This window comes from Sphingomonas sp. (assembly GCF_035910975.1).
Classification (GTDB): domain Bacteria; phylum Pseudomonadota; class Alphaproteobacteria; order Sphingomonadales; family Sphingomonadaceae; genus Sphingomonas.
Genome location: NZ_JAMHWM010000042.1, coordinates 60,465 through 75,167, shown reverse-complemented (window position 1 = coordinate 75,167; position 14,703 = coordinate 60,465). Strand labels below are relative to the sequence as shown.

Below are 14,703 nucleotides of genomic sequence, written 5' to 3'. Positions count from 1 at the left end.
GAATGAACGACACCCTGACCCCCAAGGCGATCGTCGCCGCGCTCGACGAACATATCATCGGCCAGAAGGACGCCAAGCGCGCCGTCGCGGTCGCGCTGCGCAACCGCTGGCGCCGCCAGCAGCTGTCCGCCGACCTGCGCGACGAGGTGTCGCCGAAGAACATCCTGATGATCGGCCCGACCGGCTGCGGCAAGACGGAGATCAGCCGGCGGCTGGCGAAGCTCGCCGACGCGCCGTTCGTGAAGGTCGAGGCGACCAAGTTCACCGAGGTCGGCTATGTCGGCCGCGACGTCGAACAGATCGCCCGCGATCTGGTCGAGGAGGCGATCCGGCTGGAGAAGGAACGCCGCCGCCTGGCGGTGAAGGACAAGGCGGAGGCCGCGGCGATGACCCGCCTGCTCGACGCGCTGACCGGCAAAGACAGCTCGCAGGCGACCCGCGAGGCGTTCCGTCTGCGCCTCAACGAAGGTCATCTCGACAACAGCGAGATCGAGATCGAGCTGGACGCGGCACCCGCCGCCCCGTTCGAAATCCCCGGCGCCGGCCCGCAGATGATAAATCTGGGGGAGATGATGAAGTCGCTCGGCGGCGCGCAAAAGAAGCGGCGCAAGATGAACGTCCACGCCGCGTGGGAAAAGCTGGTCGAGGAGGAAGCCGACAAGCGGCTCGACCAGGACGAGGTCAGCCGCACCGCGCTGGCTGACGCGGAGGCCAACGGCATCGTCTTCCTCGACGAGATCGACAAGATCGCGGTCAGCGACGTGCGTGGCGGATCGGTCAGCCGTGAGGGCGTGCAGCGCGACTTGCTGCCGCTGATCGAGGGTACGACGGTCGCGACGAAATACGGCCCGATGAAGACCGACCATATCCTGTTCATCGCGTCGGGCGCGTTCCATGTCGCGAAGCCCAGCGACCTGCTGCCCGAGCTTCAGGGCCGCCTGCCCATCCGCGTCGAGCTGAAGGGCCTGACCGAGGAGGATTTCGTCGCGATCCTCAGCGACACCAAGGCGTCGTTGCCACAGCAGTACAAGGCGCTGATCGGCACCGAGGGCGTCGACATCGCCTTCACCGACGACGGCATCCGCGCGGTCGCCCGCATCGCGGCGGAAGTGAACGGGGAGGTGGAGAACATCGGCGCTCGCCGGCTCCAGACCGTGATGGAAAAGCTGCTGGAGGACGTCAGCTTCGATGCCGAGGATCGCAAGGGCGACACGCTCACGGTCGACGCCGCCTATGTCGACCAGCAGCTGGCCGGCATCGCCCGCAACACCGACCTCAGCCGCTACGTGTTGTAATCACGCCGTCGTCAACGCGGAGGCGTCAGCGCGGCAGTGTGTAGGGCACGAACGGGCCGAACCGGCAGGTCGGCCCCGGTATGCTGCCGCCGCGCGGCAGGGTGCGGAAACTGTCGCCCGAACAGACCTGGCCGCCGCGCACCTCGACGATCACGATCGGGTCGCCGCGCAGCGACGGGCAACCGTCCATCGCCTCGCTCAGCAACAGGCGCCTGCCGTCGCGGTAGAGCAGGCTCTCGCCGATGATCCGCGGTGCGTCGGTGCTGCTGCTCGGCAGGCAGCGAACGGGCTGACCGGCGATCCGCCCCTTGACCGCGTCGGCCAGTTCGGCGGCGTCGTTGGCGGCATAATCGGGCGGCGTGGTCGCGCAGCCGACCAGCGTCAGCGCCAGTCCCGCGAGGCCCGTCCGCCCGATCATCACCCGCGCCGTTCGCGGTTGTAGACCTGGAAATCCCCGAACGAGCAGGCCCCCGACGGGAAGCCGTTGCTGCGGTCGACCGTGCGCACCAGGTCGCCGCGGCACAACTGGCCGTTGAAGCTCCTGGTGACGATGATGTCGTCGCGCCGCAGCCCGAAACAGCCGCCGGTGGTCGTCGTCTTGTACAGCCGCGATCCGCTGTCGCGGTACACCAGGGTGTCGCCATAGATATCGACGCTGGCGTTATACGGCCGGATGCAGTCGCGTACCTCGCCGGGGCTGTAGCCCGCCAGTCGTTTCGCCAGCGCCGCATCGTCGCGCTGGGCTTCGGCTTGCTCGGCCGCGATCTGCGCCGGCGTCGCCGCGCAGGACGACAGCGCCAATGCCGCCGCGGGAAGGATAAAACGCATCATACTGGCCTCCATGTCCCCCTGCGGCGAACATAGCATATTGTCACCTGAATGCATCCTTGCCGGCGCGGCGTTCGGCGAATTCCTTGATGCTCTCCGCGCGCAGGAACGGGCTGGTCGCGCGTTCGAGGGCGATCGTCGTCGGCAACGTCGCCTCGCCGGCGTCGCGCAGCCGCTCGACCTCGGCCATCCGCTCGATCAGCGCGGTATTGTCGGGCTCGACCGTCAGCGCGAATCGCCCGTTCGACAGCGTATATTCGTGGGCACCGTAAACTACCGTCTCGTCGGGCATGCCGGCGAACCGGCGCATGTTGGCGAACATCTGCGCCGCCGTCCCCTCGAACAGCCGGCCGCAGCCCATCGCGAACAGCGTGTCGCCGGAAAACAGCAGCCTATCGTCGGCGAAATGGAACACGACATGCCCGGCGGTATGCCCCGGCGTCTCCAGCACCTGCGCGACGTGATCGCCGATCTGTACCGTGTCGCCTTCACCGACGCCGCGTTGCAGTGTCGCGATCCTCGCGCGTTCAGCCTCCGGCCCGGTCACGATCGCGCCGGTCGCCGCGACGATCCCGGCATTGCCGCCGGTATGGTCGGGGTGCCAGTGCGTGTTCCACACCTGCCCGATCGTCCAGCCGCGTGCCTCCGCCGCGGCGAGCGCCGGTTCGGCCTCCGACGGATCGACCACCACCGTCTCGCCGCTCGCCGCGTCATGGATCAGCCAGATGTAATTATCGGTCAGCGCCGGGATGCGACGGATCTCCAGCGCCATGTCACCACTCGCCGACGTTGGGCATCGATACCCACGGTTCGGCGGGCTCGAGTACGCCGTCCTGCAGCAGTTCGATGGAGATATTGTCGGGGGTGCGGACGAACGCCATATGCCCGTCGCGTGGCGGGCGGTTGATCGTGTAGCCCGCGTCGATCAGCCGCTGGCACGTCGCATAGATATCCCCGACCCGGTAGGCGAGGTGCCCGAAGTTGCGCCCCCCGGTATAGGTTTCGCCCGTCCCGCCTTCGTTGGGCCAGTTGTAGGTCAGCTCGACCTCGGCCTTCGCGCGCTCACCCGGCGCGTTCATGTCCTCGTCGGCGGCGAGGAAGATCAGCGTGAAGCGGCCCTTCTCATTCTCCATCCGCCGCACTTCCCTCAGGCCGAGCACCTCGAAGAAGCGGATCGTCGCGTCGGGATCGGTCACCCGGATCATGGTGTGGAGATAATGCATCGAACGGGCCTCGCTGGAATGGATCGAGGCCGAAGATAGGCTCCGGCCGGCTATTTGCCAGCCTCGAACTGCGCGAGCGCGGCCCTGGCCGACGCCGCGACCGGTCCGTCGCCGCCCAGTTGCGCCGCCTTCGTCCAGCCGCCGCGCGCGCCGGCCTCGTCGCCGGCCAGCGCCGCGATGTTGCCCGCTTCGAGCTGCACCGCCGCGTCGTCGCCCGCGCGCTCCAGCGCCTGCGCGATGTCCGCTTTCGCACGCGGCAGGTCGCCGGTGCGCCGCGCCAGCGTCGCCGACAACAGCCACGCCAGCGGATCTGCGGCCGCATGGAGTAGCGCCTGGTCGAGGTCGCCGCGCGCCGCCGCGCTGTCGCCCGCCGCGACAGCCGCGCGGGCACGATCCAGATGCGCCTCGCCCAGCGCCAGATCCTTCAGCGTCCCGCCCGCCAGCGCGGCGTCGAGCGCGACGCGCGCCTTGGCCGCATCGCCCGCCGCCAGCCAGGCATTGCCCGCCTGTGCCCAGTAATTGCCGGCGCGGGCGTCCTTCGCGGTCGCCGCCGCGCGCGCCGCATCCTCGAACGTGCCGGCGGCGGCGGCATATTTGCCCTGGTTGGCATAGGCGATGCCCAGGCACTGGCGCGCGGGCGGTCCGCCGCTGCCCAGCGCCCATCCGGTCGCCTCCCGCTGGCCGGCGACCGGATCGGCCGTCGCCAGGTCGACGCAGCGATCGTAGCGCGCCTCGCTCGCCTCGGGCGGCGCGGCGCTCTGGAGCATCAGGGCGAGCAGGATCATGGCGTCAGCATCTCGATCGTGCTGATGAGCGTGCCGATATCGGCATCGCGCGACAGCCGGTGGTCGCCGTCCTTGACCAGCACCGTCTGCACATCGGCTGAACGGATTGCGTTCGCCAGGTTCACCGACAGTTCCCACGGCACGTCGGGATCGGCCTGTCCATGGATCAGTCGCACGGGGCAATCGATCGCAATGACCGGCTGCATCACGCGCAGCCGCTCGCCGGCTTCCCAGAAGGCGAGCGTGGTGACGGTCGGCTGGTCCGAATAGGGGGATGCCTCCTCCAGTCGCCCGTGTTCGCGCAAGGTCGCCTTCTGCTCGGGGGTGAAGCCCCAGCTGGTGAAATCGGGGGCAGCCGCGATGCCGACCAGCCCGACGACGCGGTCCGGCCGCGCGAGTGCGGCCAGCAGTATGATCCAACCGCCCATCGACGATCCGACCAGCACCACCGGGCCCGTGACCAGTTCGTCGATCGCCGCCAGCGCATCGTCGCGCCAGTCGGCCAGTGTGTAATCCTCGAACCGCCCCGGACTGGCCCCGCAGCCGGCATAGTCGAAGCGCAGGCACGCACGCCCATGCGCCTTCGCCCACGCCTCGACCGCCAGCGCCTTGGTGCCGGTCATGTCGCTGGCATAGCCGGGCAGGAAGATGAGGGTGGGCCCACGGCCGGGCGTGTGGTGGCAGGCAAGCGTGCGATCGGTCATGTCGGCGGCTGTAGGGGAGGGGGCGTGGCGGGGGAAGGGCGGCCGGAACGGCGCAACGTTACGTCTCCCCCGTTCGTGCTGAGCTTGTCGAAGCACCGTGCTTAGTGCCGCAAGTTCAGTGCGCGCGGATCACAGAGCGGTGCTTCGACAAGCTCCGCACGAACGGGGAGGGGGGCCAGTTGCTCCCCCTCAGAACCGCATCTCGCTCTTCGACACGTCGGGATCGTCGCGGCAGATCGCGCGCAGGTCGCGCCATTGCCGGGCGTCGAGCGCCGGCGTCGCGTTCGCCTGCGCCCTGGCCTTGCCCTCGAACCGCTGGCGCCGTTCGTCGGACATCGGGTGGGTGGACATGTAGACCGCGAGCCGCCCCGCCTTGCCCAGCGCCGCCTCGCCCTTCGCCATCCGGGCGAAGAAGTCCGCCGTGCCGCGTGCCGAAACGCCGGCTTCGCCCAGCACGTCGATCGCATAGCCGTCGGCCCGGCTTTCCGCCTCGCGCGAATAGCCGGCGGCGAGCACGGTGTTGACCCAGCCGCCGACATCGCCGCCCAGGCCGCCCAGCACCACCGACAGCCCCATCTGGCGGATCAGCGCGGCCAGCACGTCGCGGTGCTCGACATGGCCGAGTTCGTGGGCGATCACGCCGGCCACCTCGTCGGGCGATTGCGCGCGGCGCAGCAGGCCTTCGAACACCAGCACATGCCCGCCGGGCAGCGCGACGGCGTTGACCATGCCGACATTGACCACGCGGATGTCGGCGATGCGGGCATCCGGGCCGAGCCGGGTGACGAGCTGTTCCAGCGCGGCCTTGCCGGCGGGTGCCTCACAGGTGCGGTTGCCGAAATCGCCGACCATCAGGTCGCCCAGCCGCCGTTCCGCCTCGCGGGGCACGAACCGCGCCGCCAGCGTCGGAATCTGCGCCACGGTGAACACTGTCACCGCCGCGATCGCGGCACAGATCGCCGCGCCGCCCCACAATCCGACGCGGTCCAGGAACCCGCCATAGCGCACCTCGCCCGGCAGCCTCGTCGCCAGCCCCTCGGGCAGCGGCAGCTCGATGTCGATCCGCCAGCCGGGCCGCCCCTTCAGCCCATATTGCGCGACGCCGTCGTGCGCGCCCAGCGCGGTCAGCATCGCGAAGGCGAACGGCCCGTCGCGGCGATCGTCGTCGATCAGGTGGAAATGATCGCCCTCGGCCATCAGGACGGGACGGCGGCGGACACCGCTCAGCCCGTCATAATGGCCGACGACGACGTCAGATCGCGCCGACATCGAACGCATCGAGCAGCCCTTCGCCCTGGCCCGGCAGCCGCGTGGTCGACTGGGTCAGTTCGTCGAGGTCGAGTTCGCCATATGCGTGCAGGTGGCGGATGAAGAAGCTCCAGTTGCGATAGCCGAGGAAGATGATGCCGATGCCCAGCGTCACGATCACCAGCGCGATGTTGCCCAGGAACAGCTTCAGCCAGTCCTTGGTCCGCGCCTCGAACCCGAAATCGAGTCCGCCGAGCGACAGCTTGCCCACCGCCTCGCGAAAATAGGCGGCGTAGAAGGCGAGGGACAGGAGCGGGACGATGATATAGAAACCCAGAAGCCCGACCAGCAATGCAATGCCCATGGCGGCACGTGCGTCTTGGGCTGTACGCTCGGGTCCCAAGGCCGATGCTGCCATCAAGCCGCCGCCTACCATGACGAAACCCATAACGATGACTGCCACGAAGATCAGCAGGTAGCGCCCGATGATCTTGTTCCAGTCGGCATCGGCGCTGAAGCGGTACGGGCCGAAGCTCATCGCGTTCCAGCGGCGGTTCCACAGGCTGGTCATCGACCACGGAACCATCAGGCCGAACGCCACGAAGCCGACGATCGTCCGCCACATGTACTGGAGCGCATAGCCGAAGCCCTGGTCGTCGCTGCCGCCGCGGATGCCGTGCCAGAAGGTGCGGCTGAGGCGGTAGCGCAGCGCGCGGAACACCGCGACGCCAATCAGGTAGAAGATCGCCAGATAGGCGACGATGCCCAGCAACGCGGCGATGCCGTTGTGCCCGCGCAGGATCAGCGCCTGGATGCCGAACTGCAGTGCGAGCAGCGGGGCCAGGAACAGCACCAGCACCAGCACCCAGCCGATGAACAGCTCCAGCCCCGTGCCGGTCCATTCCAGCCGCTCGTCGATGAAGCGCGTGCGGCTCCACAGATATCGCCGCTCGCGTGCCCGCGCCCAGAAACTGTACACGCCCAGCGTCACGATCGTCAGCAGCAGGTTGGTGAACGCGATCGGCGCGAATTCCTGCCACGTGCCCCTGAATGCGAACGCGCTCGGCGCCGCCTCGTCCTGATCCATCGATGATACCCCCATATCGCGCCGGATTGAGCGCCAGGCGGCGGCGGCGGTCAAGCGCTTTCCCTCATCGCCCCAGAAAGGCGTCCACCTCGCTCGCGAAACGCGCCGGCTGGTCCAGCATGATGAAGTGCCGGCTGTCGGCAATGCCGACCAGCGTCGCGCGCGATCCGGCATAGTCGCGTTCCCACATGGGCTTCGCCTCGGGCGCGGCGGCGGCGTACAGCACGGTGAACGGCCGGGCGGCGATCCTGCCCAGATCGCCGCGCAGGTCCAGGATCATGTCCTCGTACATCGCCTGCGCCACGACCCGCAGGTCGGCCTTTGCGGCCCAGCGCGCGACCTGCATCCGTCCCTCCGGCGTGATGGACAGGTTTCCGCCGGGGTCCGCGGTCACGGCCGGGTCCGCCACCGCCTTCGCCGCGTCGGCGCGGGCCAGCAGCAAGTCGCGCATCTGCGCGGCGCGGGGCGCGACCTTGTCCGCGGTGGCGTCGGGCATCAGCAGCGTCCCGAAAAAGGGCAGGGCATCGACCACCATCAGCCGCCCGACCAGCTGCGGCTCCTGCGCCGCGATCTTCATGCCGATCAGCCCGCCCATCGAATGCCCGATCACCGCCGGCGCGGGGTTGCGCGGGCCGATATGGCCTGGCCGGTCGCGGTCGATGATCGCGTCGTCGATATAGTCGGCGATCTCGCGTGTCAGCGGCTCCAGCACCGGGCCTGCGGCATTGTCTCCGGGATCGTCGCCCGCGAACCCGCGGACCTGGACGATGTGCAGGCGATAGCGACCGGCAAGCTGCCTGCGCGTCGCGTCCCACACTTCGCGCGGGGAGGAGAGGCCGGGGATCAGCACCACGTCCGGCCCATTCCCTTCGACAAGCACGGTGATGCGCTTGCTCTCCAGCATCTCGGCGTGCAGCGGCATCGACAGGGCGATGGCGGCAATAAGGCACAGCAGCCGGATCATCATTGCTCGGTCTCCAGCGCGGGATTGACGAAGATATCCTCGATCGCCAGTTCGAACAGGTCGGCGATGCGAAAGGCGAGGGGCAGGGACGGATCATAGCGTCCGGTCTCGATCGCGTTGACGCTCTGGCGCGATACCTCCAGCGCCTCGGCCAGCGCCTGCTGGCTCCAGCCGCGCTCGCCGCGCAATTCCCTCAGGCGGTTCTTCATGCCGCGCCCCGGCTTTCGATGATCCAGTTGACGATCCCGCCGACGCCCAGGCCGGAAAACCACAGCACCGCCACCCCGTTCCAGATTTCCGGGGCCAGGCCGAACCCGGCCAGAAAACCCCAGACAGTCGTGACCGACAGCATGAAGGCGGTGGCGATCAGCGACTGGCGGACCAGCAGCATGCGGACATATTCGTCCTCCATCTCGATCAGCAGGCGGCCGATCACCACGAATACGCCGATGATCGGCAGGGCGGGCAGCGCGGCGACCAGATAGGCCAGCGCGCCCTGCGGGGTCGCGTGCCGGAACCACAGGTTCGCGCCGACCAGCGCGACGACATAGAGCGTCATCATGCCGATCAGCCGCCAGGTATAGCGGCGCATCGCGGGCGGCATCGGACGGGTGGGCATCGGGAAGTCCTTTCGAATCATGACAAGCACGCTTTACGTAAAGTGTGCTTGTCATGTCAAGTGAACTTTCCATCCTTGCGCCCGGCCGCCGGCGTCCGCATAGGCTCGGCCAATTTCCAAGGAGACCGGCCATGGCCGATAGAGCAGGCGGGCTTCCCGTCGTGTCCAACCCGTTCGTCGCCGATGTCTTCACCGACGAGGCGATCGCGTTCGACTATGTCAACGGCACGATCCGCATTACGCTGGCGACGCTCAAGATGGCGGAGCCGGCGGCGCCGTCGCCGATGCATTTCGTCGCCAACGCCCGCGTGGTGATGACGGTGCCCGGCGCGCAGCGTCTGGCGATCGCGCTGTTCGACTATCTCAAGAAGAACGGCCTCGACCCGGCCGAGGTCGTCGGCGGCGGCGAGGAGACGGCGAAGAACTGAATGGGGTCAGCCCCTCAGCCGCTCCACCATCTCGTTCGCCAGCAGGCTCAGCGTGTCGTCGCGCGCGCCCATCACGACGATGCGGTCGCCGGGCCGAGCGGTCGCCACCAGGTGCGCCGCCGCCGCCGCGCGATCGGGGATATGCAGCGCCTGCCGCCCGGAAACGGCGACGTCGGCCGCGATCTCCGCGCTGCCCACTTCGCGCGCCACCGTGCCACCCTGATATACCGGGTCGGGCAGCACCAGCACGTCGTCCGCCGCCAGATGCTCGACGAAGGTCGCGACGAGTTCGCGCCGCATCACCTTCAGCGGGCCATAGCCGTGCGGCTGGAACAGCGCGAGCACGCGGCCGGGAAAGGCGTGGAGCGTCGCCAGTGTGGCGGCGATCTTGTCCGGGTTGTGCCCGAAATCGTCGATCACCGCGACGCCGCCCGCCTCGCCGACCAGCTCGAAGCGGCGGCGGAGGCCGGTGAAGCCCGTGATCGCTTCGACAGCGTCGTCCAGGCCCACGCCCGCCGCGACGCACGCCGCGATCGCTGCCAGCGCATTGGCGACGTTATGCGCGCCTGGCACCGCCAGCCGCACCCGCCGTCGCGTGTCGCCCGTGATCAGGTCAAACCCGATCGCGAACGGCTCCGGCGCGAGGTTTTCCGCCGTCAGGTCCGCCGGTCGCCCGATCGCCACCGTCGTCAGCCGGTCGCGATCCAGCGTCACCGCCAGCGCCGCCGCTTCGGCATCGCCGACATTGACCACGGTCGCCCGCGCCTTTGCAGAGAAGTCGCCGAACAGCGTCCGCAACTCCTCCAGCGACTTGTGGTCGAGGCTGACGTTGTTGAGCACCGCGATCCGCGGATCGTACAGCGCGATCGATCCGTCGCTCTCATCGACTTCGCTGACATAAGTCGCGGGATCGCCGACCAGCGCGGAGGCGAAGGGCGCGTGCGGAGCGACGAAGTTCTTCATCACCGCGCCGTTCATCACCGTCGGGTCGCGGCCGCATGCGTGCAGGATCCAGCCGATCATGCCGGTGACGGTCGACTTGCCGCTGGTCCCCGCGACGCCGATCGACAGCGCCGCCTGGTTGAACAGCAGCGCGTTGAGTTCCGCCCGCGTCATCCGCGCGGCACCGATCCGCGCCGCGGCGATCATGTCGGGCACGCTGCCCTCCACCGCGGCGGAGGCGACGACGGTCTGGTCGGCCGACACGACGCCGCTGCCGTCCTGCGGGTGGAGCGCGATGCCCAGTGCCTTCAGCGCGTCGAACTTCGCGGGCACGCGCCCGGCGTCCAGGCTGCGGTCCGATCCCGCGACCAGCGCGCCGCGCCCGGCCAGGATCATCGCCAGCGGCATCATCCCCGAACCGCCGATACCCACGAAGAAGAAGCGTTTGCCGACTAGCATCGCGCCGCGCTATCGCGGGCTGATGCGCTCCGCCACCCCTTTCGCGATCCTCCGCCGGTGAAGATCGCCGTCTGCGCGCCGGCGCGTTCGATCAGCCCGGCCGGCGCCGCCCGCGTCGCCGCCTTCGCCGCGCTCTATTATCCGCAGGTCGAACTGGTGATCGATCCGCAATCCTTCCTGGTAGAGGGGCATTTCGCCGGCAATGACCGGGTCCGGGCCGAGACCTTCCTGAAATACGCCAATGACCCGAGCGTAAACGCGATCTGGTTCGGCCGTGGCGGCTATGGCTCGAACCGAATCCTGCGCGAGGTGATGCCGGAGCTGGGCGCGGCGGCGCGCGACAAGAGCTATCTCGGCTTTTCCGACATGGGCTTCCTGCTCGGCGCGCTCTACGCCCGGCGGATCGGCAAGCCTGTGCACGGCCCGATGGCGTCGAACGTCACCGAACGGTCGAGCGGTATCCCCGTCGGCCGCGCGCTCGGCTGGCTGGTCGATCAGGATCGGCGGGTGCTGGAGCCGACGCTCGATGGTCGCCCGGCGGCCTGCTTCAACCTCGTCATCCTGTGCGCGCTGCTCGGCACGCCCTGGGTGCCCGACCTGACCGATCACATCCTCTACCTCGAGGAAGTCGGCGAGAGCTATTACCGGATCGACCGCCTGCTGTTCCAGATGGCGAACGCGACGCAGTTGAAGGGCATCGCCGGCGTCCGCCTGGGCAGCGTCACCGACGTCCCCGCCGACGAGGGCGCCGAACAGTTCGGGGAGACGCTGGACCAGATGATGGAGCGCTGGTGCCGCGACATGGGCGTGCCCTACCTCGGCCGCGCGCGGGTGGGGCATGACGCGGACAATATGGTCGTGCCGTTCGGAGTCGCGGGCGGCCTGTGATTGCAAGAGCAATCACAGGACTCGCCACGTCGGGCAGCGGGACCGGCAACGCCGGTCAGGTCTGACGGCGGGGCGGCGTCAGGCTATCCCGTAGTCGATTCTGCCGGATTTGCGCCGAATCCAGTGGGAGTGATTGACGCCAACATGATTGGCAGCAAGATCATGATATTTCCAACATGGATGGCTATTCCATCGGTGGGTTCCCATGCGGGACCGACGTTGAATGGGATCACCATGAATCCGATCCATGCCTCGGCTAGTGCCGCGTCGCGCAGGCGGCGATATGTCAAGACGATCAACCAGATATATGCCGGTGCTCCAACGGCGAGTCGAAGCCAGTCAGGCCAGCCGGCGACGGAAATTGCTATTGGTGCGCCGATCGCCATGCACAGCAGCCCCAACGCCGTCAGGCGGTACCGGCCGGGTTCGGATAGATCGGCAAGCGGCAATCTCATGACAACATCTTAGCTCAGGCCGGTGGGGCGGCAAGCTTAGCGTGATGCCCCAGCGTTCGCTGGGGCGACGGATAGTGGCCGCTTGCCTTACGCCGGTCTCTCACGGCATAGGCGCGCGCTCCATTTCAAGTAAGGCCCACCCCCATGTCCGCGCATTTCCGCATCACGCTGCCCGACGGTTCCGTCCGTGAGGTAGCCCCGGGGACTACCCCGGCGGATATCGCCGCGGCGATCGGGCCCGGCCTCGCCAAGGCGGCGATCGCCGCGCGGGTCGACGGCGAACTGCGCGACATCGGCCGCGCGTTCGAGGGTGATGCACAACTCGCGCTGGTGACGGCGAGGGACGAGGCCGACGCGCTCGAACTCGCCCGCCATGATTTCGCGCATGTGCTGGCGGAGGCCGTGCAGGCGCTGTTCCCCGGCACCCAGATCACCTTCGGACCCGCCACCGACGACGGCTTCTACTATGATTTCGCGCCGAAGGATCGTCCGTTCACCGAGGAGGACCTGCCCGCGATCGAGGCGAAGATGCGTGAGATCATCGCGAAGGACGAACCACTGATCCGCGAGGTGTGGACGCGCCAGGCGCTGATCGATCGCTGGGCGGCGCAGGGTGAAAGCTTCAAGGCTGAGTGGGCGCAGGAACTGCCCGAGGGCGAGGAACTTACCGTGTACCGCGCGGGGAAGGGCGAGGGCGCCTGGCTCGACATGTGCCGCGGGCCGCACCTCGCCTCGACCGGCAAGCTCGATCCCCAGGCGTTCAAGCTCACGCGCGTATCGGGCGCCTATTGGCGCGGCGACCAGAAAAACGCGATGCTCAGCCGCATCTACGGCACCGGCTGGCTGAACAGGAAGCAACTCGACGCACACCTCCACATGCTGGAGGAGGCGGGCAAGCGCGATCACCGCAAGATCGGACAGGAAATGGACCTGTTCCACCTCCAGTCGGAGGCGCAGGGTTCGGTATTTTGGCACCCCAACGGCTTCATCCTGTGGCGCCAGCTGGAGGCGTACATGCGCCGCCGCCTCGACGCCGCCGACTATGCGGAGGTCAAGACTCCGCAGTTGATGGACGCCCGCCAGTGGGAACAGTCGGGCCACTGGGGCAAGTATCGCGAGAACATGTTCGTGGTGCCCGACGAGGTGCCGAACACCGAGGATGAGGGCGCGGTTATCTCCGCCGACGCCGACCTGATGGCATTGAAGCCGATGAACTGCCCGGCGCATGTCCTGATCTTCAAGCAGGGTATCAAGAGCTACCGCGATCTGCCGATCCGCATGGCCGAATTCGGCTGCTGCCATCGCAACGAACCGCACGGCGCGCTCCACGGCATCATGCGCGTGCGCCAGTTCACCCAGGACGACGCGCACATCTTCGTCCGTGAGGATCAGGTGGTGGCCGAGGTTCGTAAGTTCTGCGAGCTGCTCGACAGCGTGTACGAGCATCTGGGCTTCACCGATTACGCCGTGAAGCTGGCGCTGCGCCCGGAGAAGCGGTTCGGTTCGGACGAGATGTGGGACATCGCCGAGGAGGAACTGCGCCAGGCCGTCCAGCAATCTTCGCTCAGCGACGCGATCAAGGCGAAGTTCGAGGAACTGCCGGGCGAGGGCGCCTTCTACGCCCCGAAACTGGAATTTCACCTGACCGACGCGATCGGCCGCACGTGGCAGGTCGGCACGATCCAGTCGGATCGCGTACTGCCCGATCGCCTCGACGCGAGCTACGTCGGCGAGGATGGCGAGCGCCACCGGCCGGTGATGCTCCACCGCGCGATCCTGGGTACGTTCGAACGCTTCATCGGCATCCTGATCGAGCATCACGCCGGCCGCTTCCCGATGTGGCTCGCGCCGGTCCAGGCGGTGGTCGCGACGATCGTCAGCGACGCCGATGATTATGCCCGCCAGGTCGCGGCACGGCTGCGCGCCGCCGGCATCCGCGTCGATACCGACCTGCGCAACGAGAAGATCAACTACAAGGTGCGCGAGCACTCGCTGGCGAAGGTTCCCGCGCTGCTCGTCGTCGGCAAGCGCGAGGCGGAGGAGGGCAGGGTCGCCGTTCGCCGCCTCGGCTCTGACCGCCAGGAATTCGTGCCGCTCGACGAAATCGTGGCCCGACTGAACGTGGAAGCGACGCCGCCGGACCTCTGCTGACGGGTACTTTCGCTTGTTGAGCGTTTTCCCTATATAGCGCCCGTCAGATTGCTACAGGAGACCAGACTATCCGTCCGCCCATGATGCGCCGGCCGATGCAGCCGGCATTGACCGGCCCCCGGTTCAACGAATTCATCCAGTCCCCCAAGGTCCGCGTGATCGATCACGAGGGCGAGAATCTGGGTGTGATGTACACGCGCGAAGCTATGGAGCAGGCGCGCGAGCTCGGGCTGGACCTGGTTGAGGTATCGCCCAACGCCGATCCGCCGGTCGCCAAGTTCCTCGATGTCGGCAAGTACAAGTACGAGGCGCAGAAAAAGGCGAACCTCGCCCGCAAGTCGCAGAAGACGCAGGAGATCAAGGAGATCAAGATGCGTCCGAACATCGACGACCACGACTATGACACCAAGATGAAGAAGGTGGTCGAGTTCATCGGCGAGGGCGACAAGGTGAAGGTCACCATGCGCTTTCGCGGGCGCGAGTTGAGCCACGGCCAGCTCGGCATGAATGTGCTCCAGCGCGTCGCCGAGCAGGTCGCCGAGGTGGCGAAGGTCGAGGCATATCCGCGCATGGAAGGTCGCCAGATGCTGATGGTGCTGGCCCCGAAATAGCTTTTTCGAAAGCCGG

Annotated in this window: 18 protein-coding genes; 5 read left to right on the top strand and 13 right to left on the bottom strand. The window is 67.8% G+C overall.

The annotated features are described in order from the left end of the window. Window positions 1-2 precede the first annotated feature (2 nt). Window positions 3-1,295, top strand: a complete 1,293-nt coding sequence (gene hslU, locus VYI76_RS16190) for an ATP-dependent protease ATPase subunit HslU (RefSeq protein ID WP_326525845.1) — start codon at window positions 3-5, stop codon at window positions 1,293-1,295. 25 nt (window positions 1,296-1,320) lie between these two features. On the opposite strand, the gene VYI76_RS16185 is transcribed toward hslU, so the two are convergent. The 11 genes from VYI76_RS16185 to VYI76_RS16135 all read right to left on the bottom strand — a co-directional run bounded on the left by VYI76_RS16185 (window position 1,321) and on the right by VYI76_RS16135 (window position 8,753). Next, window positions 1,321-1,713: a hypothetical protein gene (locus tag VYI76_RS16185; RefSeq protein ID WP_326525844.1), complete on the bottom strand. Its 393-nt coding sequence runs from the start codon at window positions 1,711-1,713 to the stop codon at window positions 1,321-1,323. Then, window positions 1,713-2,126: a DUF6491 family protein gene (locus VYI76_RS16180; protein ID WP_326525843.1), complete on the bottom strand. Its 414-nt coding sequence runs from the start codon at window positions 2,124-2,126 to the stop codon at window positions 1,713-1,715. The genes VYI76_RS16185 and VYI76_RS16180 overlap by 1 nt, the downstream gene beginning before the upstream one ends. Window positions 2,127-2,166: 40 nt before the next feature. Then, the gene (gene gloB, locus VYI76_RS16175) at window positions 2,167-2,895 is read right to left on the bottom strand and encodes a hydroxyacylglutathione hydrolase (RefSeq protein ID WP_326525842.1); all 729 of its coding nucleotides are present in this window, start codon (window positions 2,893-2,895) and stop codon (window positions 2,167-2,169) included. Between the two features lies 1 nt (window position 2,896). Next, window positions 2,897-3,346: a VOC family protein gene (locus tag VYI76_RS16170; RefSeq protein WP_326525841.1), complete on the bottom strand. Its 450-nt coding sequence runs from the start codon at window positions 3,344-3,346 to the stop codon at window positions 2,897-2,899. A gap of 50 nt (window positions 3,347-3,396) precedes the next feature. After that, window positions 3,397-4,131, bottom strand: coding sequence for a hypothetical protein (locus tag VYI76_RS16165; RefSeq protein WP_326525840.1), 735 nt, complete (start codon window positions 4,129-4,131; stop codon window positions 3,397-3,399). Continuing rightward, window positions 4,128-4,835: an alpha/beta fold hydrolase gene (locus VYI76_RS16160; RefSeq protein ID WP_326525839.1), complete on the bottom strand. Its 708-nt coding sequence runs from the start codon at window positions 4,833-4,835 to the stop codon at window positions 4,128-4,130. The genes VYI76_RS16165 and VYI76_RS16160 overlap by 4 nt, the downstream gene beginning before the upstream one ends. 189 nt (window positions 4,836-5,024) lie before the next feature. Then, a complete protein-coding gene (locus VYI76_RS16155; protein ID WP_326525838.1) occupies window positions 5,025-6,113 on the bottom strand; it encodes a M48 family metallopeptidase in 1,089 nt (362 codons plus the stop codon). Then, window positions 6,088-7,185 carry a YjgN family protein gene (locus tag VYI76_RS16150; protein WP_326525837.1) on the bottom strand — a complete coding sequence of 366 codons (1,098 nt, stop codon included), beginning with the start codon at window positions 7,183-7,185 and terminating at the stop codon, window positions 6,088-6,090. The genes VYI76_RS16155 and VYI76_RS16150 overlap by 26 nt, the downstream gene beginning before the upstream one ends. A 49-nt stretch (window positions 7,186-7,234) precedes the next feature. Continuing rightward, entirely contained in the window at window positions 7,235-8,137 is a 903-nt protein-coding gene (locus VYI76_RS16145; protein ID WP_326525836.1) for an alpha/beta fold hydrolase, read from the bottom strand. Next, window positions 8,134-8,343 (bottom strand): helix-turn-helix transcriptional regulator, encoded by a 210-nt coding sequence (locus VYI76_RS16140; RefSeq protein WP_326525835.1) that lies wholly within the window; start codon window positions 8,341-8,343, stop codon window positions 8,134-8,136. The genes VYI76_RS16145 and VYI76_RS16140 overlap by 4 nt, the downstream gene beginning before the upstream one ends. Then, window positions 8,340-8,753 (bottom strand): hypothetical protein, encoded by a 414-nt coding sequence (locus VYI76_RS16135; protein ID WP_326525834.1) that lies wholly within the window; start codon window positions 8,751-8,753, stop codon window positions 8,340-8,342. Before VYI76_RS16135 ends, VYI76_RS16140 begins: the two co-directional genes overlap by 4 nt. Before the next feature lie 131 nt (window positions 8,754-8,884). On the opposite strand from VYI76_RS16135, the gene VYI76_RS16130 reads away from it, so the two are divergent. After that, a complete protein-coding gene (locus VYI76_RS16130; protein ID WP_326525833.1) occupies window positions 8,885-9,181 on the top strand; it encodes a hypothetical protein in 297 nt (98 codons plus the stop codon). Between the two features lie 6 nt (window positions 9,182-9,187). On the opposite strand, the gene VYI76_RS16125 is transcribed toward VYI76_RS16130, so the two are convergent. Further along, complete coding sequence (locus tag VYI76_RS16125) at window positions 9,188-10,582, bottom strand: glutamate ligase domain-containing protein (protein WP_326525832.1); 1,395 nt, start codon at window positions 10,580-10,582, stop codon at window positions 9,188-9,190. Between the two features lie 57 nt (window positions 10,583-10,639). On the opposite strand from VYI76_RS16125, the gene VYI76_RS16120 reads away from it, so the two are divergent. Next, window positions 10,640-11,470: an LD-carboxypeptidase gene (locus VYI76_RS16120; protein ID WP_326525831.1), complete on the top strand. Its 831-nt coding sequence runs from the start codon at window positions 10,640-10,642 to the stop codon at window positions 11,468-11,470. Window positions 11,471-11,553: 83 nt separating this feature from the next. Here the strand turns inward: VYI76_RS16120 and VYI76_RS16115 are convergent, their stop codons facing one another. Continuing rightward, on the bottom strand, window positions 11,554-11,925 hold the full coding sequence (locus tag VYI76_RS16115; RefSeq protein ID WP_326525830.1) for a hypothetical protein: 372 nt from the start codon (window positions 11,923-11,925) through the stop codon (window positions 11,554-11,556). 144 nt (window positions 11,926-12,069) lie between these two features. Between VYI76_RS16115 and thrS the strand changes: the two genes are divergently transcribed. Further along, window positions 12,070-14,076 carry a threonine--tRNA ligase gene (gene thrS, locus VYI76_RS16110; RefSeq protein ID WP_326525829.1) on the top strand — a complete coding sequence of 669 codons (2,007 nt, stop codon included), beginning with the start codon at window positions 12,070-12,072 and terminating at the stop codon, window positions 14,074-14,076. Window positions 14,077-14,156: 80 nt separating this feature from the next. Further along, on the top strand, window positions 14,157-14,687 hold the full coding sequence (gene infC, locus VYI76_RS16105) for a translation initiation factor IF-3 (protein WP_326525828.1): 531 nt from the start codon (window positions 14,157-14,159) through the stop codon (window positions 14,685-14,687). Window positions 14,688-14,703: the final 16 nt, after the last annotated feature.